Origin of the sequence: Aquisalibacillus elongatus, from assembly GCF_003843875.1 — a bacterium.
Lineage (GTDB): Bacteria > Bacillota > Bacilli > Bacillales > Alkalibacillaceae > Aquisalibacillus > Aquisalibacillus elongatus.
In genome coordinates this window covers 63,800-86,828 of sequence record NZ_RKRF01000010.1, presented here as the reverse complement: position 1 = coordinate 86,828, position 23,029 = coordinate 63,800, and the positions used below count along the sequence as shown (strand labels likewise).

23 protein-coding genes are annotated in these 23,029 nt (G+C 35.6%); 7 read left to right on the top strand and 16 right to left on the bottom strand.

Annotated features, from left to right (window positions below; translation table 11 throughout):
- The first annotated feature begins 28 nt into the window (after positions 1–28).
- Positions 29–1,216: an FtsW/RodA/SpoVE family cell cycle protein gene (locus EDC24_RS10325; RefSeq protein WP_124222279.1), complete on the top strand. Its 1,188-nt coding sequence runs from the start codon at positions 29–31 to the stop codon at positions 1,214–1,216.
- Here EDC24_RS10325 and EDC24_RS10320 read toward each other — a convergent pair.
- The 3 genes from EDC24_RS10320 to yjbM are packed head-to-tail and all read right to left on the bottom strand — an operon-like array spanning position 1,191 to position 3,510.
- Complete coding sequence (locus tag EDC24_RS10320) at positions 1,191–2,063, bottom strand: RluA family pseudouridine synthase (protein ID WP_124222278.1); 873 nt, start codon at positions 2,061–2,063, stop codon at positions 1,191–1,193. The genes EDC24_RS10325 and EDC24_RS10320 overlap by 26 nt on opposite strands.
- Before the next feature lie 3 nt (positions 2,064–2,066).
- Complete coding sequence (locus EDC24_RS10315) at positions 2,067–2,876, bottom strand: NAD kinase (RefSeq protein ID WP_124222276.1); 810 nt, start codon at positions 2,874–2,876, stop codon at positions 2,067–2,069.
- A gap of 19 nt (positions 2,877–2,895) precedes the next feature.
- Positions 2,896–3,510, bottom strand: a complete 615-nt coding sequence (yjbM, locus tag EDC24_RS10310) for a GTP diphosphokinase (RefSeq protein WP_124222274.1) — start codon at positions 3,508–3,510, stop codon at positions 2,896–2,898.
- Positions 3,511–3,654: 144 nt separating this feature from the next.
- Between yjbM and EDC24_RS10305 the strand changes: the two genes are divergently transcribed.
- From EDC24_RS10305 to EDC24_RS10295, 3 genes are all read left to right on the top strand, one after another.
- Complete coding sequence (locus EDC24_RS10305; RefSeq protein ID WP_124222272.1) at positions 3,655–4,227, top strand: CYTH domain-containing protein; 573 nt, start codon at positions 3,655–3,657, stop codon at positions 4,225–4,227.
- A gap of 138 nt (positions 4,228–4,365) precedes the next feature.
- Positions 4,366–4,749, top strand: coding sequence for a globin domain-containing protein (locus EDC24_RS10300; protein WP_124222270.1), 384 nt, complete (start codon positions 4,366–4,368; stop codon positions 4,747–4,749).
- 19 nt (positions 4,750–4,768) lie between these two features.
- A complete protein-coding gene (locus EDC24_RS10295; protein ID WP_281274519.1) occupies positions 4,769–5,662 on the top strand; it encodes a ClpXP adapter SpxH family protein in 894 nt (297 codons plus the stop codon).
- 321 nt (positions 5,663–5,983) lie between these two features.
- On the opposite strand, the gene pepF is transcribed toward EDC24_RS10295, so the two are convergent.
- The 4 genes from pepF to mecA form a co-directional block, all read right to left on the bottom strand.
- Entirely contained in the window at positions 5,984–7,792 is a 1,809-nt protein-coding gene (gene pepF, locus EDC24_RS10290) for an oligoendopeptidase F (protein ID WP_124222268.1), read from the bottom strand.
- A 79-nt stretch (positions 7,793–7,871) separates the two neighbouring features.
- Positions 7,872–9,023, bottom strand: a complete 1,152-nt coding sequence (locus EDC24_RS10285) for a competence protein CoiA (RefSeq protein WP_124222266.1) — start codon at positions 9,021–9,023, stop codon at positions 7,872–7,874.
- Positions 9,024–9,041: 18 nt separating this feature from the next.
- Positions 9,042–10,550, bottom strand: coding sequence for a cardiolipin synthase (cls, locus tag EDC24_RS10280; protein ID WP_124222264.1), 1,509 nt, complete (start codon positions 10,548–10,550; stop codon positions 9,042–9,044).
- A gap of 132 nt (positions 10,551–10,682) precedes the next feature.
- Positions 10,683–11,384, bottom strand: coding sequence for an adaptor protein MecA (mecA, locus tag EDC24_RS10275; RefSeq protein WP_124222262.1), 702 nt, complete (start codon positions 11,382–11,384; stop codon positions 10,683–10,685).
- 321 nt (positions 11,385–11,705) lie between these two features.
- Here mecA and EDC24_RS10270 point away from each other — a divergent pair, with 321 nt between their 5' ends.
- Positions 11,706–12,386 (top strand): TerC family protein, encoded by a 681-nt coding sequence (locus EDC24_RS10270; RefSeq protein ID WP_124222260.1) that lies wholly within the window; start codon positions 11,706–11,708, stop codon positions 12,384–12,386.
- A 46-nt stretch (positions 12,387–12,432) separates the two neighbouring features.
- Here the strand turns inward: EDC24_RS10270 and spxA are convergent, their stop codons facing one another.
- From spxA to EDC24_RS10255, 3 genes are all read right to left on the bottom strand, one after another.
- Positions 12,433–12,828, bottom strand: a complete 396-nt coding sequence (gene spxA / locus EDC24_RS10265) for a transcriptional regulator SpxA (RefSeq protein ID WP_124222258.1) — start codon at positions 12,826–12,828, stop codon at positions 12,433–12,435.
- 376 nt (positions 12,829–13,204) lie between these two features.
- Positions 13,205–13,789 carry a GNAT family N-acetyltransferase gene (locus EDC24_RS10260; protein WP_124222256.1) on the bottom strand — a complete coding sequence of 195 codons (585 nt, stop codon included), beginning with the start codon at positions 13,787–13,789 and terminating at the stop codon, positions 13,205–13,207.
- Between the two features lie 326 nt (positions 13,790–14,115).
- Entirely contained in the window at positions 14,116–15,333 is a 1,218-nt protein-coding gene (locus tag EDC24_RS10255; RefSeq protein WP_124222254.1) for a putative glycoside hydrolase, read from the bottom strand.
- A gap of 445 nt (positions 15,334–15,778) precedes the next feature.
- On the opposite strand from EDC24_RS10255, the gene trpS reads away from it, so the two are divergent.
- Positions 15,779–16,777 (top strand): tryptophan--tRNA ligase, encoded by a 999-nt coding sequence (trpS, locus tag EDC24_RS10250; RefSeq protein WP_124222252.1) that lies wholly within the window; start codon positions 15,779–15,781, stop codon positions 16,775–16,777.
- Between the two features lie 88 nt (positions 16,778–16,865).
- Here trpS and EDC24_RS10245 read toward each other — a convergent pair whose 3' ends face one another.
- Together EDC24_RS10245 and EDC24_RS10240 are read right to left on the bottom strand one after the other, a co-directional pair.
- Positions 16,866–17,627, bottom strand: coding sequence for a DUF3603 family protein (locus EDC24_RS10245; RefSeq protein WP_124222585.1), 762 nt, complete (start codon positions 17,625–17,627; stop codon positions 16,866–16,868).
- 71 nt (positions 17,628–17,698) lie between these two features.
- A complete protein-coding gene (locus EDC24_RS10240; RefSeq protein WP_124222250.1) occupies positions 17,699–17,905 on the bottom strand; it encodes a YuzI family membrane protein in 207 nt (68 codons plus the stop codon).
- A gap of 147 nt (positions 17,906–18,052) precedes the next feature.
- Here EDC24_RS10240 and EDC24_RS10235 point away from each other — a divergent pair, with 147 nt between their 5' ends.
- Positions 18,053–19,087: an LCP family protein gene (locus EDC24_RS10235; protein WP_124222248.1), complete on the top strand. Its 1,035-nt coding sequence runs from the start codon at positions 18,053–18,055 to the stop codon at positions 19,085–19,087.
- Positions 19,088–19,319: 232 nt separating this feature from the next.
- On the opposite strand, the gene fabF is transcribed toward EDC24_RS10235, so the two are convergent.
- From fabF to EDC24_RS10215, 4 genes are all read right to left on the bottom strand, one after another.
- Positions 19,320–20,555 (bottom strand): beta-ketoacyl-ACP synthase II, encoded by a 1,236-nt coding sequence (gene fabF, locus EDC24_RS10230; protein WP_124222246.1) that lies wholly within the window; start codon positions 20,553–20,555, stop codon positions 19,320–19,322.
- Between the two features lie 17 nt (positions 20,556–20,572).
- Positions 20,573–21,511, bottom strand: coding sequence for a beta-ketoacyl-ACP synthase III (locus EDC24_RS10225; protein ID WP_124222244.1), 939 nt, complete (start codon positions 21,509–21,511; stop codon positions 20,573–20,575).
- Between the two features lie 91 nt (positions 21,512–21,602).
- On the bottom strand, positions 21,603–22,553 hold the full coding sequence (locus EDC24_RS10220) for a BMP family ABC transporter substrate-binding protein (protein ID WP_170158547.1): 951 nt from the start codon (positions 22,551–22,553) through the stop codon (positions 21,603–21,605).
- Positions 22,554–22,636: 83 nt separating this feature from the next.
- A complete protein-coding gene (locus tag EDC24_RS10215) occupies positions 22,637–22,999 on the bottom strand; it encodes a hypothetical protein (protein WP_124222240.1) in 363 nt (120 codons plus the stop codon).
- Positions 23,000–23,029: the final 30 nt, after the last annotated feature.

The window sequence follows — 23,029 nt, the reverse complement described above, 5'->3', positions numbered from 1 at the left end:
CATGAAGAGACTAAAGGGAGTATAAATAATGAACGATTCTATAAAAAGACAGCGACTAGACACATTCATGATTTTAATAGTTGTGTTACTTGTGATCATTAGTTGTATCACATTATTCTCGCTACAGAATACATTACCAGCTGCCATCCGAGGTCGCCCATTCTATATCTACCAAGGTGTTTGGTTTATCGCAGGTGTCATTGCGGTAGGTGCGATTATGCTCGTTGACTTTGATCAATATAGGCGATTCGCTATGCCTCTTTATTGGATTGGCGTCCTTTCACTCGTCGGACTGTTTTTTCTACCTTGGGCTGTACGCTTAAATGGTGCCTTAAGTTGGTATCAAATTCCTATTGTTAACACGACGGTTCAGCCAGCAGAATTTATGAAGTTATTTTTAATTTTGGCCTTAGCTCATGTTATTGCTTCTCATAATGAAAAATGGGAAGGCGATAAAAATTTAAAATACGATTTTATTTTATTAGGTAAAATGTTCGCGTTAACACTGCCGCCATTTTATCTCATTTTAATACAGCCCGACACAGGTATAGCAGTTGTTATTTTATTTATTGTTGGATTTATGGCACTGATTTCTGGGTTAAGATGGCGATTTATATTTTCACTAGTTGGTATTACTTTTTTAATAACTGCGTTGGCAACAATTATATATTTAACATTTCCAGATGAAGTATCAGCCATGTTTGCGGACACTGAATTTGAACATGCTTTAGAGCGTATACAAGCTTGGCAAGACCCAACCCAGTATCAGGATGGATCTGCTGCACAAGCCATTAGATCCGCTCTAGCTGTTGGATCCGGGCAATTATTTGGTAAAGGAATAATGGGCACCGAAGTTTACGTTTATGAACGCCATACCGATATGATTTTCTCAGCTATTGCTGAACAATTTGGTTTTATCGGTTCTAGTATTGTTATTGTCCTATTCTTCCTGTTAATTTATCGGATAATCCAAATAGCACTTGAATGCCGTGATCCATTTGGAACCTATTTAAGCATAGGTATCGTAGGCATGTTAACATATCAAATATTCCAAAATATAGGGATGTCTATTCAATTAATACCATTAACTGGATTACCTCTTCCGTTTATTAGTTATGGTGGTACATCATTAATTGTTTATTTAGCTGCCATCGGTTTTATCTTAAATATTCACTCACGACAAAAATCATTTATGTTTGAAACAGAGAACCGTTAAATATATTCTTAAAGATCGAAGGATAAGAAGCGATGAACGACATCGCTTCTTTTGTTATAGGATGGCATAATTTGACGTACCTGCAATGTAATGCTTGTCCTTCTATTTCAAGTTTTGTTGAACCATATAAACCATCACCTATTAAGGGATGGCCAAGATGTGAAAAATGAACTCGGATTTGGTGTGTTCGACCAGTATCAAGCCAAACCTTAAGTAGTGATCCGTGTTCACTTTCTCTAATCACTTCATAATGTGTCACTGCATGTTTTCCATTTGGATCAATTTTACGTTCAATAATAGATGGTAAATTTCTTGAGATTGGAAGGTTTATGGTATCTGTTTTATTAATCAGTTGACCTTCCAATATAGCTCGATATTCTCGCTCAATACTCGTTTTACTTAAAACATGGTGAACATAACTGTTTTTGGCTACTATGACTACACCTGAAGTATACTTATCTAGTCGTGTCACAATATGAATAGAACTTCTTACTTGATGCTTTTTATAATAATCAGCTAAAGCATTTGCGAGTGTTATATGATCATTCATATTAGGTAACACCGACAACCCTCTTGGTTTATTAATGGCTAATAACACTTCATCTTCGTAAATAATATCAAGAGGGTATGAGATTGGTGCAATGTTGTCTCCAATATATTCCTCAGGCATAACGATTTCGAGTTCATCACGAGTATTTAACGTCTGTTTAACTGTGACAGGGTGTTTATTAAGTAATATTTGTCCATGTTGTTTAATATTTTTAATTAGCCGACTAGAAAAAGCTCGTTCGCTTAAAAAGTCACGAACGAGCTTTCCTTCATCTTGCTTCCGAATAACCCAACGCATGATTTACATCTCCGATCTTGAATCAGATATAAACGAATCATGAACTCGTTTCCAGAACGGAAACGGGCGAAAGCGGGCGAAACGAACCCTTTCTTTAGCCACGCGACACTGAATACTATGAACGTCATTAAAAGCCATTGTCAAATGGTCAATCGTAATCATAAATGTTCGTTCATTCTTCGGGCGCAACACAGCTGTATGATGCTTAGGAAGTATTAGTGGTGAACCAACTGTACGGAACACCCGGTTGTTGATTGAGGCCATTTCTGTAATTTGAAAAGCCTCTAAAGAAGGGTGAATAATGGCTCCGCCGAGAGCTTTGTTATAAGCTGTTGATCCAGAAGGTGTCGATATACAAAGCCCATCTCCACGGAAGGTTTCAAAGTGTTCACCTTTAATCTCAACGTCTAAGACTACAGAACCTTCTGCTGTTTTTACAGTGATTTCATTCAAAGCAATATATGTGTGTTCTTTGTCGTATTCATTTGGCCTAATCGTTAACTCAAGGAGTGGATACTCGACCACTTGAAACGGCGTTCTAGCTATTTCAATAATGAGTTTTTCTAATTCTTTTGGTATCCAATCTGCATAGAAACCTAAATGGCCAGTATGTATCCCGATAAATGCGGTTTGATCTAGTCGGTGGACATACCTATGAAAAGCTTCTAATAATGTACCATCACCACCTACAGAAATACATAGGTCGGGTTCATCTTCATCGTACTCCATTTTAAATTGTGCTAAATAACTTTTTAACTTGGATTTAATTTCTTTTGAGTCTTGATCTCCTCGACACTGAACAGCAAACTTCATAACCATGACCCCTTTACCTCTAATCTTTTTTACGGCGAAAGACTTCTTGAGCATCACGAATTTCTTGACGTATTTTGGACATTTCTTCATCCAATCTAAAGGCGGCTTCTGATGCGCTCCTTAGACGCTGTTTAATATCAGTTGGTATTTGACCTGAGTATTTATAATTTAAGGAATGCTCATTAATAGCCCAAAAGTTCATTGCTAATGTACGAATTTGTATCTCGGCTAATAATTGCTTCTCCCCGTAAATCGTCTCAACTGGATATCGTATAATGACGTGATAAGAACGATAGCCACTATCCTTGTTTTTTTCAATGTAATCTTTTTCTTCTTCGATTGTAAAGTCTTTTCTCAATTTTAACATGTCAACAATATCATAAATATCCTCAACAAAAGGACAAACGACTCTTAACCCTGCAATGTCTTGAACCTCTTCTTCAACATTCGCCATCGCAATGTTCCGTCGTTTTGCTTTCTCTATAATGCTTGTGATCGGCTTTACCCGACCTGTAACAAACTCAATCGGAGAATGGCGAGATTCGTAATCAAATTGTTTGCGCATTCCTTTAAGTTTAATCTTTAGTTCATCGACTGCTTGAGTATACGGTGCTAAGAATATTTCCCAATTCAATGCCGTTCCCCTCACTTTCCACTTCTTGCTAACTTGCAAGTTTATTGTATCACAAAATATCCTATCATAACCTTTGAAACAACTAGAAGTTTCAGTCATAATGAATGAAAAGTAAACGCCATTTTAAACTTGGAGGATGTAACCATGCAAGAGCTTGAGATTGAATTTAAAAATCTATTAACGAAAGAACAGTACCACTCACTTAAACAAAAATGGTTTTCCGACGAGACGCCTCAATCACAAACAAATTATTACTTCGAAACAGACGATTTCAAACTAAAGCATAATCAAGCTGCCTTAAGAGTTCGTAAAAAGGGAAATCAATATGTTGCAACACTGAAACAGCCACAATCAGAGGGCCTTTTAGAAACCCATGATCCATTAACAGAAGATGAGGCTCAGAACTGGTTTAATCATCAAGTTGCATTAAAGGACAATATAAAACATCAACTTCAGCAGATGAATATTGCCGAAGATCACATCAACTATAAAGGGTTTCTAAAAACAGATCGACTAGAAAAAACTGAATCGAATTTTACTATCGTATTAGATCACAGTGAATATAATGGTTTTGAAGATTATGAGTTAGAAGTTGAAGCTCCTTCTTATGAAGAAGGTTTAGCCTTCTTCCAAAAATTACTTAACGACTATCATATCGAACAAAAGCCTAGTACAAACAAAATCCAGCGTTTTTTCCAGACACTCACTAACGCATAAAGTTTGCCTTAGTATCTTAACGTTGCTAAAATAAATAAAGTAAATGGTTACCTTATTTATAATTTTTGCTCTAAATATGACATACTAGAATTTATATCTGATATATTAATGATTTACTCAGAAAGGGTTTTATCTAACATGGCTTACCAACAAGGCAACATCTATGAAGCTATCGGCGGAGCTGAAGCAGTTGATCGACTAGTAGAAGCTTTTTATAAAAGAGTTGGGCAACATCCTGACTTAATTCCTATTTTTCCAGATGATTTAACTGAAACAGCACGTAAACAAAAACAATTTCTTACTCAATTTTTCGGAGGCCCTCCGTTATATATTCAGGAACATGGACACCCGATGTTGCGTGCACGTCATATGCCATTCCCAATCACACCTACAAGACGTGATGCTTGGTTAGAATGTATGGCTGGTGCTTTGGAAGAAGCTGAAATTGAAGAACCTTATAAATCATCAATTTTTGAACGCTTAACGATGACAGCGAATCATATGATGAATACTGAAGAATAATTGGAAAGGGGAAATCGATGTGGGAAAGTTAACATCACAGCTTATGAACAATCTAACATCGAATGATAATTCCCAGGTAAACTTCTGCTCGTTAATTAATAAACCTGTTGAAATATATGTATTTGTTGACCCTATTTGTCCGATATCTTGGTCATTAGAGCCAGCCATTAAGAAATTAGCTATGGAATACGGTTGTTATTTTAGATTAAGAACGATTGTTTCTAGTAATCTACCAAAATTAAACCTTTTCTCATCAGCAAATTCAAAAGAGTTGGCACAATATTGGGATAAAACAGCAAGCCGAACTGGCATGAGCTGTGATGGCGATTTTTGGTATGAACAATCTTTATCCTCACCATCTTTAACTGCTCTTGCTATAAAGGCGGCAGAATTGCAAGGACAACGACACGGTTCAAAGTACTTGAGAAAGCTTCAGGAGTTTTTATTTTTAAACAAACGAAACATTTCTGATGAGGAAGTACTCTATGAAATAGCAGAAGATGTCAATTTAGACGTCAATGAATTCAAAAAAGACCTCCACTCCGAAACAGCAAAACGTGCTTTGCATAATGATTGGAAAATCACATGTGAAATGGAAGTAGAACAGCTCCCAACCATTGTGATGTTTAACCGTGAGAGTTCCGAGGATGGGCTGAGAATATCTGGACTTTATGACCATCATGTGTATGAGAAAGCTTTATTTGAAGTCCTTGATCGTGAAGTTAGACCAACAAAGATCCCATCATTAGAAGATTTCTTGTGTTATTTTGAATTCGTGGCAACAAAAGAGGTTGCAGTTGTTTATGGGTGGACAATGGAACAAGCAGAAAAAGAACTCAAAAAATTAGTTCTTAAACAAAAAGTAAAGAAAGTACCGGTAAAATATGGTACTTTCTGGCAGTATATTCTTTAAAAAATAGGAGGGGCTCCCTTCTATTTTTTTATGTTTATGGCACCGCATGATTGTAGTCTTTAATACATACATATGGATATAGAACGGTTTGCCGGAGGTATGGTTACCATGTTTAAATTCGTGACTTGGGTTTTATTAATTGGAGGGGCGTTTATATTTAACTTGCTAGGCCTTATGAATTTAGTGCCCAAATTCATATCAATTCCCTTTTTGTTTCTAACATTCTTCTTATTCTTCTATTTTATTCTTCAACGAAATTCCTTCAAACGATTTAAATAAAAGGCTGACCATGAAGCAAATTCATGATCAGCCTTTTTTCGTTTATTCTTTTAGTAGCTTCTCGAATTCATCGAGTTTTTGATCAAATACATCTAATGCTGAGAGGATCGGATCTTTCGATGTCATATCAACCCCAGCTTTTTTCAGAACGTCAATTGGATCTTCACTGCTACCCGCTTTAAGATAATTCTTATAGCGTTCAACAGCTTCGTCACCTTCGTCTAAGATCTTCTGAGCTAACGTTGTAGCAGCAGAATAACCTGTAGCGTACTGATAAACATAGTAATTCATATAGAAGTGAGGAATACGAGCCCATTCTAAACCGATATCCTCATCTACTACGACATCATTGCCAAAATACTTCTTGTTTAAGTTGTAGTAAATAGTTGTTAATTTTTCAGCTGTTAAAGCTTCGCCGTTTTGGTCACGCTTATGAACTTCATGTTCAAATTCAGCAAACATTGTCTGACGGAAAACCGTTCCTCTAAATCCTTCTAAGAAATTGTTTAACAGATATAACTTCTTCGTCTTATCATCTAATGTTTTTAACATGTAATCATTAAGTAAAGCCTCGTTTGTCGTTGAAGCAACTTCTGCGACAAAGATCGAATAGTCACCGTAACGAGGGGCTTGGTTCTCACGTGTATAATAACTGTGTAATGAGTGGCCAAGTTCATGAGCTAGCGTGAACATATTATCTACATTGTCCTGCCAGTTCATTAAGATATAAGGATTAGTTGAATATCCGCCTGATGAATAAGCACCGCTTCGTTTACCTTTGGTTTCTAACCAATCAATCCAGCGCTCTTTATATGCTTTCTGTAGGAGATTCGTATACTCTTCCCCTAAAGGTTTTAATCCATTAACCACATGATCTTTAGCTTCGTCGATTGTTAATTCTATTTTCTCATCCACTAAAGGTGTATAAATGTCATACATATGAAGCTCATCAACATTTAACATTTCTTTTTTCAACTTCATATAACGATGTAAAGAAGATAGGCGCTCATTAATCGCATCCACTAAATTATCATATACGGTTTCGGGTATATTGTTTTGGTCTAATGCTGCTTCACGAGCTGATTGGTAATTTTTAGCCTGAGCGAAGAAATTGTCTTTCTTTACTTGGCCGGATAAAGTTGCCGCAAACGTATTACGGTACTTACCGAATGTTTCATACATCGCTTTAAAAGCATTTTCTCTTACAGAACGATCTTTTGAATCTAAGAATTCACGATACCGTCCGTGTGAAAGCTGTACGTCATTTCCGTCTTCATCTTTAATCGTTGGAAAGTCAATATCAGCATTATTTAACATCCCAAAAGCGTTTGAAGGTGTTGATGTCACTTCTTGTGCTTGAGCTAATAAGGCCTCTTCTTTTTCACTTAGCACGTGTGGACGTGACTTCATAATGTCTCGTAATACTTTTTCATAATGCTTTAATTCATCGTTTTCTTTTAAATATTGTTCAATTTGTTCATCTGTCATAGCTAGAATTTCAGGTGTTACAAAACTAAAAGCACTCATAACATGAGTAGCTAATGTTTGAGCACGAGCGTCTTGATCTTGATATTTACTGTTTGCTGTATCCTGATCAGAACGCATGTGTGCATAAACGAATAACTTCTCTAGACGGATTTTAATTTCATCCTCAAATTTAAATACTTCAAGTAAAGTCTGTGAAGAATCTGCAATTTTCCCTTTGTATTCCTTAATCTTAGGAAAATCCATCTTAAGGGCCTCGAATTCTTTTTCCCAATCATCATCTGTTGCAAAAATAGCTTCTAGGTCCCACGTTAAATCCGTTGGCACTTCTTCCCTTGTTTTTAAACCAGTTGCTGTTTCTGTCACTTATGTAACCTCCCCAAATAATTTCTATAACTTTATTCTATAGAAAAAACTTACTTCTGTAAAAGATATGAAACAACATTTAAAATCTTAATAATTTTTGTAAAAGAATTTCATCTGACTGATTAGCTTCATCTAATGTTTTAGGAAAATAAAAATCTCTTAACTTGATATAATATGGTTCATCTCTTCTAATATATCCTAATTGCTCTAAGACATTTAAATAACTTAACGCAGGGTGTGAAGGATGGCCTGGATAAATGGATAATATTGGGGACAAAAAATGTGCTTTAGTTTTTTGATAAATATCAGCCCAATGAAATGAATTACCTATCCTAAGGTCGGCTATTAATAGGACGATTGTTGTTTGCCATATATAGTTTGGTAAGTTATAACGGTGGGCGTTGTTGACTGGAAGATGCACACAAGAAGGTAGCGACTGAGGGTGTAAATACCTTAAGTATAAATTTTTTAAATACGCTTTCTCAAGATCTGTAACATAAGGTCGGCTTTGACTCCGAAAACGTCTTTTTTCGTTTAACCAAACCTTTTTTAACTTTGGGATCGATACATTGAATGGCCGAAATAATTCTTGCCAGGTCAATTTATCAATCGTTTTTTTCCTTAAATGCGAGAAGGCTTTTGATTTATTCGCAATGGGGTTGCTTGCTGTGGTAAATAGTTTGCTTGATGGATCATAAAACCATAACTTAGATTGGTCACTTTTCGGGAAATACATAACACTCGACTTTAAGGTGGTATTTAATCGAATGTATTTAGTACTTGGATTATAATAATTCTTGCCGTAAATCCACATTGGAAAGATCCCCCTTGAGGCCATTCCGTGGGTTCTATTTAAATGGTCTGAAATAGTAATAGGTGCGTTCTGGTATTCAATACCGAACCAGCGATTATTAACCTTCAATAGGAGATCAATTCTTTGTTGAATACTCGGCATATAATGTTCTAACTTCGCTTGGAAACCTTGCTGGAGTGCCCAGTGGTATAAATCTAATTTACCTTGTAAGTGGTCTTCACCTTCACCTGTATGATGGGAACAATCAGCATCTTTATGGTGGGCAAAATGAGGGATCATAATGGGGCCTGCTTTTAAAATTACTTTTTCTCGACATGCTGGACAAAAAAGAGATTTCCGACGTATGTGTCGCAATTGATCCTCAGAACAATTATACGCCAGAATCTCATGCCCATTTGCATCTACTGCACTTAACATGACATCGACTCCTCTTCATTATAGTAATGGGGATAGTAAGCGGAACAGGGATTCCATTACTCGGATGAAGATTGATCGATTTTTAAATCTTTCAATGTCTATCTCTCTAGACTTTAAGAAATCCTCTTTAAAGTCTGCAACCAATTTATTTGTGCTTTCAGTCCGGAATAAGAACGCATTTACTTCAAAATTCAAGTGGAAGCTTCTCATATCCATATTTGAAGTTCCAATGGATGCTAGCTCATGGTCTACAATCACAATCTTACTATGCATAAACCCTTCTTCATACTCAAAAATTCTAATACCTGCATCCAATAATTCTGGATAATATGACCTTGATGCGTGAAAGACAATTCGCTTATCCGGACGTCTTGGCATTAACAGTCGTACATCGACACCACTTAAACTCGCTACTTTCATCGCCGTTAAAATGTCATCATCTGGTATAAAGTAAGGCGAGGCAATCCAAATCGATTTTTTGGCAGATATAATCATGGAGAAATAGAGTTTCTTAATCGTCTCCCATTGATTATCGGGGCCACTCGTAATCATTTGCACGCCGCCGAAACGGTCATCTAAAATTTCAGGTGACAAATACTCTGGTTTCAATAAATTCTCATCTGTTTCGTGTCTCCAGTCTTGTAAAAAGATCGTCTGCAGACTACGGACAGCTTCACCTCTAACATATAGATGAGTATCTCTCCAATTACCGAAGTACTTATTTTTCCCTAAGTATTCATCACCAATATTTAATCCACCAACAAATCCAATTTTACCATCTACTACAATGATTTTTCGGTGGTTTCGAAAGTTAATACGATTCCCGATAAAAGGAAGCCTAACTGGTGAAAATGCCACAAACTCTACCCCAGCTTTTTTTAACTCTTCTTTATATTTGTTGTCCATTTTCCAACTTCCAACAGCGTCGTATAAGAAACGGACCTCAACACCAGCTTTAGCTTTCTCAATTAAAATATCTTTAATCTCATTTCCGATCTCATCACTACGAACGATGTAATACTCCAAATGAATATGATGTTCAGCTTGCTTAATAGCATTAATGATTGCAGGAAACTTTTCACTGCCGTTTGTAAGCACTTTGGAGTCAGTATTAAATGATATCGGTGAATTCCCGAGATGTTGAGCCAGTCGAAATAACATCTTCTGGTGGTCACCCATTTGATTCAATTCTTCTTCATTAATGGGTCGTTGGCCTTCTACTCGGTTAAAAGCTTGTTCATCTGCTTCTTGCTTTTCTTTATAACGCTTTTTCTTCGTATAGTTACGTCCAAATAATAGATAGAAGAAGAATCCTAATACAGGAAATACTGCAAATACGAGTAACCAATTTAAGGTCTCAGAAGGATTTCGATTTTCAATAAAAATTATAAAACCAAATAAGACTGCTGAAATAGTAATTAAAATGGAGAAAGATGTAATAAACCGTCCTTCCCAAATTATAAAAGAAAAATAAAAAACAGCAGATACAATGATTAAAAATATGGTTACTTGTATCCATTTCAACATATAAGTACATCCTCTTCTGCTAGTGCTACGAACCTAAATTAAAGATACAGAATATTTTACCATATTGCAACAAAATTTTTACATATCAACATAAAAATAGAACACTGACTTTAATCAGTGTTCTTCCCTAATTTATTTAATTTGAAACTTATTTTTTAATTGCTTTAATGCATTCTGCTTGAAAACAAATTGACCATATTCCATTAAATAGTGAATAGACATTGGTGATTCTTCACTGAATTCTAAAATACGACTAATATAGTTTTCTTGCTCATCTTCACTCAAGTAGCCTTCTGGGAATGCCACATATAGATAGTAATGATTATTAAATGCATATAATCGATCATCGATAAATCGTGAGTCTGTCAGTGAATGACTTAAAGAAATAACGTCTTCAATGTCTCTGAATGTCACCATTAAATCTAAATGATCATCTTGTTGTTCTTCACTTGCTTCTTGTTCTGGTTTATATGACTTTTTCGATTTACGACGTTGACTATTATGGTCCATGAGTGATTCTAGCTTCTCATCTAAGTTAGTTTGTAAAGGGTTCATCTCCTCATGTGGAAACTCTAATTTCTCTCCGTCTTTAGAGACTTGAGCTTTCGTTACGACGATCTCTAGCCCTTTATCGAGTGCTTGCACTTGAATCCATAACGGTCCATCTATACTAAAATCTTCTTCATCATTGACTTCATCCATCATTTCCCAGAAAAGTTGTTCACCTTTTTCGCGATTATACCAGATATCTTCTCGATTAAAGCCTCTCTCTTCAATATCCTGATAGGAAATGTAAAACTTTAACGTGTTTTCATTAATACGTTCTATTTCCATTATCTTCCTCTCCCTTCATTAATAATCGAAACTGGGAAGGATCACTGGATAATCAATTTTCCTACAAATTCATTACCCTTTTTACTAAAATGCTAATCATTTTCATAAGACGACGTTCTTAATCATATTTTATGATAGGTAGTCTTAAAACGAAAATGCTTTTACAACTAAAAACTAAAATCCATATTAGCCCTAATTTCTATTATGTGTTGAGTATATTACATAACAAATTGTTGGACAAACTTTCTGCATTGATTTTATTTAGTGTATGATTTTATCTCATATTTTAGAATTTGTCACTACTTTTTATGGAGGTTTTTTATGGAAATCATATTTGTTGACTTTAATTGGGATTTACTAAAAGCTGTACTTATTATCATTGGACTCGATCTAATTTTAGGCGGGGATAACGCCGTTGTCATTGCTATGGCTAGCCGAAACCTTCCTAAGCATAATCAAAATAAAGCGATTCTCTTCGGGACAAGCTTAGCTATCATCATCCGAGTCATATTAGCTACCGTCGCCATCTATCTTCTTACTATTCCATACGTCCAATTAGTTGGAGGACTATTTTTATTTTATATAGCGCTTAGGCTACTAATTGAACAAGAGGAAGAAGTTGAAATCGCATCTTCGACCACATTAATCGGAGCGGTAAAAACAATTGTAGTGGCAGATTTGATTATGAGTTTTGATAATGTATTAGCGATTGCCGCTGCCTCAAATCAAAATGTCCTGCTAATTATCTTTGGACTAGCAGTGTCTGTACCCATCATTATCTTTGGCAGTAAAATCATTCTAATGATGATGAACAAATACCCCATTATTGTTTATGCAGGTGCCTCGCTACTGGCTTATACTAGTGCCGATTTAATTTTACATGAAGAACGATTAGAAGGAACGTTTCAATTAATCCCAAATGAGCAACTATATCTGCCATTATTTTTCATGACATTAGTTTGCTTCTTAGGTGTCCTTGTTAATCATTATCGTAGAAACTAAAAAGTCGAATCGCTAACGATTCGACTTTTCTTTTGGTTAAAATATATTAATTGACTAAACGTTGTGCCTCTTTCAATTGGAATGAGCGCACCTTTCTAGGTAAAAAGCGTCTAATCTCATCCTCATTGTAGCCAACTTGAAGACGTTTATCATCCAAGATAATTGGTCGTCTAAGTAAGCCTGGGTTTTGTTGAATTAAACTAATCAAATCTTTTAGTGGCATTTGATCTAAACTGACATCTAATGTTTGAAATACTTTAGAACGAGTTGATATAATCTCATCTGTTCCATCTTCTGTCATACGTAAAATCTCTTTAATTTCATCTTCTGATAAAACGTCTGAGAAAATATTACGTTCTTTAAATGGAATTTCGTGCTCTTCTAACCATGCACGAGCTTTACGACAAGATGTACAGCTTGGTGAAGTAAATAATGTTACCATGCCATTCACCCTCCTTTTGAAAGGTATTCTATATCTGTAACAGCTTGAAACTGTTATTTAATTATAATTAATCTAAATTACCTTTCATTTCATATTATACAATAAACCTAAGTATTTAGATAGGACATTTAGAAAATTGTAATACATTTTTCACAAATACCCAGTAAGTAAATCTGTTATATTTATGTTTTACCCTACTTTGGATATATTAAACATTTTTTCATAAAAAATTTTTTTATTTTTTTAAGTATATTCTAATTATCATACTCGGTAAGCTTTCCTATAGGCATTTTCAGACTTATTTCAATAGAATTTTTCCATAACAAAAGAATGACCCTGTATGTAATGACACACAGGGTAACCCTTTCTTTATAATTTAATTTGGTTTTTTAATAGCCTCGAATAAATCAACATCACGTGATTGATCAATGGTTAATACTTCTTCAACAGGTTGATAACTTTCACCATAAATTTCTTCATCTTTATAAGTATGAATTTTCTCATACATTTGTTTCATCTTATCATAAATAATTTCTTCAGATGCTTCATCTGGTGCCCAATACAGAATCTCTAGTGTGTTAAGTTCTTGTGTAGCAAGTGATTTTCGCGTATAACCAATTGACTGTGCATGTGTAAAGCCTTCCCTATGATAGAAGTGTAGACGTTTTTCTGAATCTGTATCGTCATAATCAACAGGCTCAACCTCCAAAATGATCGGCTTACCTTTAGCTTTCAGTTTTTCCATCAATTGATGTCCTAATCCTTGTCCTCTTGTCTTAGGAGAGACAAATACATAATCTATAAAGATAAATGAATCAAACTCGGCATACATCATTACATGATGCTCACCTTCATCCTTATAATAGACATCTCCTTTTTCCTTTAAAAGGGTCTCAAAATGTTTTTTTGATTTCATCTCTTCTACAGGAAAATACTGATTAAGCTTTTCATACCAATTCATTGATCTACTCCTTTTATGACTGTCATTAGTCTTAACGTACGGCAGAGTTAGAAATTTATGCCGTTTCCTCTTTGCATTACTTATTATAACGAAGATGGTTAAGAGGGTTAAATTCCATATAACTGTCTTCAATAGGAAATATATTCATTAACCTTCTTTAGCTTAACTTCTATCTAAAATCCCTTTTTATTTATCATACATCCTTTATCATTCTCTTAAATAATCGATAAATACTGACGCTTTTTATTATTATCTCTTTAATACGTTACAGAAATGAGACATAAAAAAGCCAACCAGCAAATGCCGGTTGACTTTCATATTTTAAATTAGTTTTGCGGGTCGTAGTCAACACCTTCAGTATAAGTGTTTCCTGCATCCCAAAGTAAATATTCGTACACACCGTTATCATATAGCGCATCAATCTGGTCTTGGACCTGCTTTGGACCATACGTGAAAGATTGACCTGGTGAATATAACCAAGATGCTGTGAAGTCTTGAATCCAGGGCCTAGATATAGGTCCATCATCTAGTTGCTCTAATAATTCACTTTCTTCCTGAATATATTCGTCTATTAAACGATAAGGTTCTGTATCTGGATTTTGAATTCCAAAGTAACCTGTTGTCCAATGACTTGGGTAAATCATAGAAGAAATGACATCAACATTATTAGCAATTCTTAAGAAGTTTTGCCCAATTCCGGGTGCATCTCCAATCGTAGCCGTGTAGCCAAAAATATCGACAGATACATCTATGTCATAAACTTCAAGTTCATTGTTAGCATACTCAACAAAATCAGTTACAGCATTCACACGTTCTCTTATATTATCTAGACTCGCATCATCATAATCACCACGTGTGTAGTCCAATCTCTCGTCATTTTTTTCGAACCCTTCAGGGAACCGAACATAATCAAATTGAATTTCCTTAAATCCTAACTCAGCTGCTTCTTTAGCAATCTCTACATTATACTCCCATACATCTTTTACAAATGGGTTCACAAAAGCTTCCCCTTTATTGTTTTCCCAAACTTCACCATTATCTTTAAACGACCATTCTGGTTTTTTGTGAGCTAGTTCAGAGTCCTTAAAAACAACTACTCTTGCAATCGGATATATGCCTTCTTCTTCTAAACGATCCATCATTTCTTTCGGATCACCTATGAAATTTTGAGAAGCTTCATGGAAAGGAGAATCCTCTGGGAATTCATACGTAATATTTCCGTGATCATCTTTAATATCAATGACCATAGAATTTAACTCTGTTTCGTTGACGTACTCTATTAAATTTTCAAATCTAAAATTTCCTGCTGAATGACCTGTTAAATATATTCCACGAACAGCATCTGGATACTCAAATTCATAGCCTGTGTCATACACAAAACGTGGCGCAGGATCAGGAACCTCTTTTAATTGAAGCTTTGTCTCAAATTCACTATGAAAAGATACCGTATTAACCGTATCCTCTTCAGCTTCACCAGCTACAATAACAGACGGCACTATGAAACTTAATAATAAGCCTACTAGAATTATGTAATGTTTTTTCATGTCGAATTCCCCCAGTTGTTCTCTATATGGATATTATATTATAAAAGTGAGAATAATAGAGTAATAAATTGAAATTTTTTAATAAAATATTTTTCCAATCTTATTGAACTTTTTTTGTAATTATTTTTTGATTTGATAGTCGAAAAGAGTTGCAATGAACTGATTTTTTATCTATAATAAATTAAAATTGAACGAACGAAAGGCTATGAAGAAGTTTAAGTAGATCTTCACCTCTCTTAATCAGTGAGCCTGGATAGTGAGAACAGGTAAGTATGTGAGGATTGAAATTGGGACTTACGAGCCGATGACCGGCAGCATCCGTTATCTGCTTTTAAGTGACCAATTTTGGTAATTAGGGTGGCACCGCGGTTCCATTCGTCCCTAGAGTTTATGGGAGGAATGGATTTTTTTATGTTTAATTAAGAAATGGAAGGAGTAAATCATAATGACTCAGACTATTTTTTCAGGAATTCAACCATCAGGAACATTAACAATCGGGAACTACTTGGGGGCAATGAAACAATTTCCGGAACTTCAAGATGAGTACAACAGTTACTTCTGTATCGTTGATCACCACGCGATCACAGTGCCTCAAGACCGCTTGAAGTTACGTGAGCGGACCCGTTCACTTGCTGCAATGTATATTGCGTGTGGGATTGATCCGAATAAAGTGACTTTATTTATTCAATCCGAAGTACCTGCTCATACCGAGCTAGCGTGGATGTTACAATGTGTCGCATCAGTCGGTGAACTAGAACGTATGACACAGTTTAAAGATAAATCTGAAGGTCAGGAATCTGTCACTGCAGGTTTATTAACGTACCCTCCACTAATGGCAGCTGATATTTTACTTTATCAAACAGATATTGTACCTGTTGGCGATGATCAAAAACAGCATATTGAATTAACTCGTAACCTAGCAGAACGCTTTAACAATCGATACAACGATATCTTTAATGTACCCGACATTAAAATTCAAGAAGTCGGCGCACGCATTATGTCATTACAAAACCCAACAAAGAAAATGAGTAAATCAGATGATAATCAGAAAGCGACCATTTATTTATTAGACGATCCAAAACGAATTGAGAAAAAAATCAAAAGTGCCGTAACTGATTCGGAAGGCATCATTGAGTTTGATAAAGACAACAAACCAGGGATATCAAATTTACTCAATATCTATGCAGGTTTTACAAACAAATCAGTTGATCAAATCGTTGCAGAATATGAAGGAAAAGGCTACGGCGACTTTAAAACAGACCTTGCCGAAATTGTGTCTAACTATATTTCTGATATTCAACAACGCTACCATGAGCTTTATGAATCTGAAGAGTTAGATGATATTTTAGACCAAGGCCAAGAAAAAGCTAATAAAGTCGCATCTAAAACTCTTAAAAAAGCTAAAAAAGCAATGGGAATTGGCCGCGTTCATCAAAAAAGATAATCAAAAAGGGTGTCCATCTGATCGGTGGACACCCTTTATTTTTTGTTTTGGGAATTAGATTGTGTTTCTGTCAGTCTAAAAGTTTAAACTATGATGACCCTTTAAGAACATTTTTCTTCCGTTGTTCCATCTCATACAGCCTTTCAAAAAACGGCTGGCCTTTAGCCATCTTTTCGCACAGTTCTTCATGCTTGGAACCCCAACCTATTTTCACTTCTTCTAGCAATAAATCGTAGCCTTCATCAAAAGTCATCACTTGAATTCGTTCGTACCATTCTGGTTTCCACTCAGTTAACCAGTACCTGAGTTCGTCAATTCGTTGACCTTGATTTAACTGGTCAATCATTAACATTAACAGATGTTTTAATTGTCGTTCTTTACGCGTTAAGCCAACCATATAAATCGGCTCAAGTGATAATAAATGATGTTCTTTTCGATCAACTGGAATGGTGAAATTAAACGTCATTGGATCCTTTTGTTTAACTAAATCAAGAACGAGTCGCTCTTGTCTTGGAATTAACCTGCTTTTTCGTACAGGAATTTCGTAACCTAACGTATCAATGACGAGTGCATGTTGACCATCAGTTAACACGAAAGCATAATCTAGGGGGATTCTCTTATGATGTTTTTTCAAGTAAGCGCGTTGGTAAACTTGCTCGAGTAAGGGGTTGGGAATGTCTTGCATATTATTTTCTATGTAATTGTACAAATCTTCTTCTACAAGGACAACGGGAATCTGGTCTAAAAGCTCAATAGCATCATCTTTTCGCCATTCATGGAATTGACAGACATTATAGCCATTTTCTTCACCTTCGAACCAATTCACCCAAATGTCGTGAACATATAACATCATAATCCCTCGCTTTTCTAAATCCTCCATTTATGCTCATTATGACCAAGTGACTTATTTTTATTCTTAATTTATGAATCAAATGGTTGAATATACATAGACAAAAACATAAGAAACAAGCCTGCTGGAAGCAAATAACACTCAGGACGGTCGTGGATGAAAATCAAAAAATCTGAATAGTTCATTCCAGCAGGTAAAAAATTTAAATAACCAATAATGGAAACGCCTCCTACGCATGTAAAACCAAAGCCAATTAGAAAAATAATTAATTGCCACATAATGTAACCTCCAGGCTTGTCCACTCGTCTATAATCAATATATGATGAATTGTTAAAAATATTTAATAGAATCCACCTTTACGAAACAAAAATTTAGGTGTAAATTGTGTAATAGTGGTTTACTGAAAGAGAGAGAGGGAATTTTGAATGGTTTCAAAAAGAACTGAAAAGAAAAAACTTAAACGCAAACGTAAACGCAAAACCATTTTATCTGTTTTATTAATTTTATTTTTAAGTGCGATTGCATTTTCAGTATATGAATACTGGGCAGGGAAAAACGCAGCTCAAGAAGATATGGAAAAGTATCGTGATGAGGAAAAAAGTGAGCAATACGAAAATGAATTTACAGGTGATGATGAAGCTCCTGAAGATGAAAGAACGAACGTCTTAATTTTGGGTGAAGACTACGATCGCAATGGTACGTCACGAACAGATACGATTATGGTTGGTCAGTATGACAAAGAACATAACCGAGCAAAATTAGTCTCGATTATGCGTGATACGTATGTTGATATTCCCGGTTATGGCAAAAATAAAATCAATGCGGCCTTTGCTTATGGCGGGCCAGAATTATTGAGAAAAACCATTAAACAAAATTTTGGTATAGATTTACATTACTATGCAATTGTTAATTTCAAAGGATTTGAAAGCATTGTCGATACAATTGCACCTGATGGCGTTCAAATTGATGTTGAAAAGCGAATGTATTATAATGCTAAGGATGTATATATAGATTTATATCCAGGTGTTCAGAACTTAGATGGCTCTCAATTATTAGATTATGCTCGTTATAGAAATGATTATGAAAGTGACTTTGGACGCGTCAGAAGACAGCAGCAAGTCATGAGTGCATTAAAAGATGAAATGTTGTCATTCACAAGCTTAATTAAATTACCTAGAACCATTGGAACTCTTCAGCCATACATCGATACGAATATGAAGGGTGACACGATTGTTTCAATAGCTACTGATTTCTTAAAAGATACGCCAGACCAAATTGAAACAATGCGAATTCCCATGGAAGGAACTTACTCAAACCAAACCTATTCTCATGCTGGAGCTGTATTAGAAATAAATAAAGTGAAAAACTCAAATGAACTTCAGGAATTTTTTGAAAATCAGCCTAAAGAAGAAGATCAAACAAATGAATCCAATAACTCGGATTCAAGCGATCAAAGTTAAGTAAGTAAAAAGTCCATGTGACGATGAATTCATCGTCACATGGACTTTTTTAGTATTCGCCTCTTGATGTTTATGCGCCACTTTTTCGTATTTATGCGCTAGCTTTTCAAACTTATGCGCCACGAATTTTGTCGAACGGTACCTTTTTATCAATTTATGCGCTGTTCTAAGACCATTTATGCGCTAATTTAAAAAGGCTGACCCCCAAATTAAAGGAGTCAGCCTTTATCATTTAACCATTAAATTTTTTAAAAACTAAGGATGCATTGTGCCCGCCGAATCCTAATGAGTTAGTCATAGCAACATTAAGATCTGCTTCTCGTGACTCATTTGGTACATAATCTAGGTCACATTCTTCATCTTTAGTGTCATAATTTATCGTTGGTGGCATTATGTTATGCTTTAAACTTAATGCCGTAATAATAGCTTCGACACCACCAGCAGCACCAAGTAAATGGCCAGTCATGGATTTTGTTGAGCTCATAGCTAAATTATAAGCATGATCTTTAAATACGGTTTTGACTGCTGTTGTTTCGTATTTATCGTTATATTCAGTACTCGTTCCATGAGCATTAATATAATCCATTTCATCGGCATTCATTTCAGCATCGTCTAGTGCTTGTTGCATGGCACGGGCTGCACCTTCCCCTTCTGGAGCTGGCGCCGTGATATGATATGCATCACCAGTTGAACCATAACCTACAATTTCTGCGTAGATCGTAGCACCACGCGCTTGAGCTGATTCTAGTGATTCTAAAATAATAATACCGGATCCTTCACCCATAACAAAGCCATCACGGTCTCTATCAAATGGACGGCTCGCACTGTTTGGGTCCGTATTCGTTGATAAAGCACCCATAGAAGAGAAGCCGGCTAATGACATTTGGTTAAATGGCGCCTCAGCACCACCAGTAATCATAGCATCTGCATCTCCACGCTCGATTACTTTATAAGCATCACCAATAGAGTTTGTTCCCGATGCACAAGCTGTTACTGAACATGAATTAATTCCCTTAGCTCCTAAAATAATCGAAACTTGGCCTGATGCCATATCTGGAATGATCATCGGAATAAAGAAAGGACTAACGCGGCCCTTCTCTTTATATTTTTCAAAACTTTCTTCATAAGTTGTCATACCACCGATTCCAGAGCCAATCCAAACGCCTACGCGATCAGCATTTTCTTCTGTAATTTCTAGTCCTGAATGTTCAACTGCCATTTTAGAAGCTGCTACTGCATACTGTGTAAAAGCATCCATTTTACGCGCTTCACGTTTTTCCATATAGTCTTTGGGATCAAAATCATTTAACTGAGCGGCAACTTTAGCTGAATATTGATCAGCATCTAACTTTGTTAACTCACTGATACCCGTTTGACCTGATGTAATATTATGCCAAAACGAATCTACATCGTTACCAACGGGTGATATTACTCCTAATCCCGTCACAACAACTCTTCTTTTAGTCATCGAATCATTACCTCCTCTTATTTTCCCCAACGTAAGGCAACGGCACCCCAAGTAAGTCCGCCACCAAAACCAACTAGGACAATAAGTTCATCTTCTTTAATCTTACCTGCTTTTACATCTTCAGACAATGCAATAGGAATAGATGCTGCAGATGTGTTTCCATATTTATGAACAGATTTAGACATTTTTTCATCTGGTATCTCTAGTTTCTCTCTAGCTGCTTCCATAATACGAATGTTAGCTTGGTGTGGAATTAAATAATCTACATCATCTTTTGTTAACCCCACTTTTTCAACTACGTTTAAAGCTGAGTCACCCATTTGTCTAACCGCAAACTTGAAAACTTCACGACCATTCATATGAATATAGTCTTCAGATGTTTGGTGCAAGTGTGGGATTCCCGTTCCATCTGCGCCCAATTCAAAGGATAAAATACCTTTATCATCTGACACAGGACCAATAACTGCAGCTCCTGCTCCATCTCCGAATAACACACATGTGTTCCGGTCTTCCCAATCTGTAATCTTAGAAAGCTTCTCAACACCTACAACGAGAATATTTTGATAAGTTCCTGATTCAATAAATTGCTTGGCTGTAACCATTCCATAAATAAAACCTGAACAAGCAGCGCTTAAGTCCATAGCGGATGCTTGAAAGGCACCTAAACGTTCTTGTATTTGACAAGCTACTGATGGGAAGCCCATATCGGACGTTACAGTTGCAACTAAAATCATATCTAAATCTTTTGCTGAGATCCCAGATTCTTCTAATGCTCCAACTGCTGATTCATACGCCATATTCGACGTATCAATGTCATCTGGAGCAATTCGCCTTTCCGCAATTCCAGTTCTTGCTTGAATCCATTCATCTGACGTATCTACTATTTTTTCTAAATCTTTATTTGTTACAACATGTTCTGGCACATAATGCCCAGTCCCTAAAATACCTGCTTTCATCGTGGTCATCTCCTCATTACATACTATTATTATCATATATTATGACCTGGTTTTAATTTTATCAAAAAAAAGACCGAAAGAAAAGATATGATTAATCTAAACTTCCGGTATCAATATAGTTTGCTATTGACTGTTCCATTTCTTCTTGAATATCTTCGCTTACTTCATCCCCGAACTCACCTAAATGGACATACTTATTATCAAAGCCAAAATGAATAATACCAGATGGCAGATCCTCATTGTCATATTCATCCGCAATGTGCAGATACAGCTCTTCTAGGTCTTGTATGGTACTTGTAATTACAGTATCCGGTGCTACATCGTACTGATCATTGATATACCCAATCGCATAAATATCTTGTTCTTGAGCTGCATTTATAATCGGTACATTGAACCCATCCCCAGCTGGATAAACGACATCTATATCATTTTCCATTAATTCATCGAATAGTAACATCGCCCGCTGTTGATCATACCAGTCAAATACAGACTTTAACTGTAACTGAACGTCTGAATCAACCGATCTAACACCTTCGAAAAAACCTTGTACCTCTGGCTGATTCTGATAAGCAGAAATCACTCCGATATGACCTGTCTCAGTCATTTTAGCTGATAACTTACCAGCAAAATAACCCATTTCAAATCCATCAAACTGGATACTCGTAATATTATGATCAAATGTATTACCATTAAAATACACAAAATGAATATCTGGATAGTACTCATTTAATTGATCAAAGTATTGCCCGAACTGAGCACCATGTCCAAAAATCAAATTAACCCCTTGGCGGTCTAAATCTTTAACATGTTCCTCAGTTTCTCGTTGAGTGGTGACATTTTCATGAGTTAATACGCTTACATTGTGCTCGTCTTTAATGTTAAGAGCACCTAAATAGGCACCTTTTCCCCAAGTTTCATCGTGAATCGTACCATCTAGCAAAAGGCCAACATTATTTAATTGTCCTCTGTCAAAAACTTGTCCACAACTAACAAGGAGTGAAAAAGTAATGATGATCCATAACGTCGTCCATATCTTTTTCAATCCAAGCACTCCGATTCTTTTTATAAGTCCGTATATGTCTATTTTGAAACTTTTCAGATTATATAGCAACTGATTAAGATAAATTAATCATATTTTATCAAATGAATACCATGCTGTTCTTCTCCATTTATATGAATGGACGAAGGTAATTGAGAGTAAGCTAGTAATGAAGCTAAAAACTTTACTATATACTTTTTATTCATATCAATTCGATCGTCGATTAGTATACTAGTCTTATTTATCTTTTCAGAAAAATAATCGCATAAAACGTCGTTTGACGAGAAATCATAGATTGATTTAAAATCGATTTCATTATAATCATCTTCACTAAAATGAAAATCAGCATTTCTAGCAACTAATGCGTAACGTTCAAATTTCTCATCATCTTGAATATTATCTAGGCCATACACTTCTACTTCTTGATCTAGTAATTCATTGACAAGCATAAAGGCTATGTTGTCAAAACAGCTTTTAAT

Excerpts from the sequence above, each read along its gene's own strand:
- EDC24_RS10325 (WP_124222279.1), top strand. The coding sequence starts at position 29 with ATGAACGATTCTATAAAAAGACAGCGACTAGACACATTCATGATTTTA.
- EDC24_RS10320 (WP_124222278.1), bottom strand. The coding sequence starts at position 2,063 with ATGCGTTGGGTTATTCGGAAGCAAGATGAAGGAAAGCTCGTTCGTGAC.
- EDC24_RS10315 (WP_124222276.1), bottom strand. The coding sequence starts at position 2,876 with ATGAAGTTTGCTGTTCAGTGTCGAGGAGATCAAGACTCAAAAGAAATT.
- EDC24_RS10305 (WP_124222272.1), top strand. The coding sequence starts at position 3,655 with ATGCAAGAGCTTGAGATTGAATTTAAAAATCTATTAACGAAAGAACAG.
- EDC24_RS10300 (WP_124222270.1), top strand. The coding sequence starts at position 4,366 with ATGGCTTACCAACAAGGCAACATCTATGAAGCTATCGGCGGAGCTGAA.
- EDC24_RS10285 (WP_124222266.1), bottom strand. The coding sequence starts at position 9,023 with ATGTTAAGTGCAGTAGATGCAAATGGGCATGAGATTCTGGCGTATAAT.
- cls (WP_124222264.1), bottom strand. The coding sequence starts at position 10,550 with ATGTTGAAATGGATACAAGTAACCATATTTTTAATCATTGTATCTGCT.
- mecA (WP_124222262.1), bottom strand. The coding sequence starts at position 11,384 with ATGGAAATAGAACGTATTAATGAAAACACGTTAAAGTTTTACATTTCC.
- EDC24_RS10270 (WP_124222260.1), top strand. The coding sequence starts at position 11,706 with ATGGAAATCATATTTGTTGACTTTAATTGGGATTTACTAAAAGCTGTA.
- spxA (WP_124222258.1), bottom strand. The coding sequence starts at position 12,828 with ATGGTAACATTATTTACTTCACCAAGCTGTACATCTTGTCGTAAAGCT.
- EDC24_RS10260 (WP_124222256.1), bottom strand. The coding sequence starts at position 13,789 with ATGAATTGGTATGAAAAGCTTAATCAGTATTTTCCTGTAGAAGAGATG.
- EDC24_RS10255 (WP_124222254.1), bottom strand. The coding sequence starts at position 15,333 with ATGAAAAAACATTACATAATTCTAGTAGGCTTATTATTAAGTTTCATA.
- trpS (WP_124222252.1), top strand. The coding sequence starts at position 15,779 with ATGACTCAGACTATTTTTTCAGGAATTCAACCATCAGGAACATTAACA.
- EDC24_RS10245 (WP_124222585.1), bottom strand. The coding sequence starts at position 17,627 with ATGTTATATGTTCACGACATTTGGGTGAATTGGTTCGAAGGTGAAGAA.
- EDC24_RS10240 (WP_124222250.1), bottom strand. The coding sequence starts at position 17,905 with ATGTGGCAATTAATTATTTTTCTAATTGGCTTTGGTTTTACATGCGTA.
- EDC24_RS10235 (WP_124222248.1), top strand. The coding sequence starts at position 18,053 with ATGGTTTCAAAAAGAACTGAAAAGAAAAAACTTAAACGCAAACGTAAA.
- fabF (WP_124222246.1), bottom strand. The coding sequence starts at position 20,555 with ATGACTAAAAGAAGAGTTGTTGTGACGGGATTAGGAGTAATATCACCC.
- EDC24_RS10225 (WP_124222244.1), bottom strand. The coding sequence starts at position 21,511 with ATGAAAGCAGGTATTTTAGGGACTGGGCATTATGTGCCAGAACATGTT.
- EDC24_RS10215 (WP_124222240.1), bottom strand. The coding sequence starts at position 22,999 with ATGCTTGTCAATGAATTACTAGATCAAGAAGTAGAAGTGTATGGCCTA.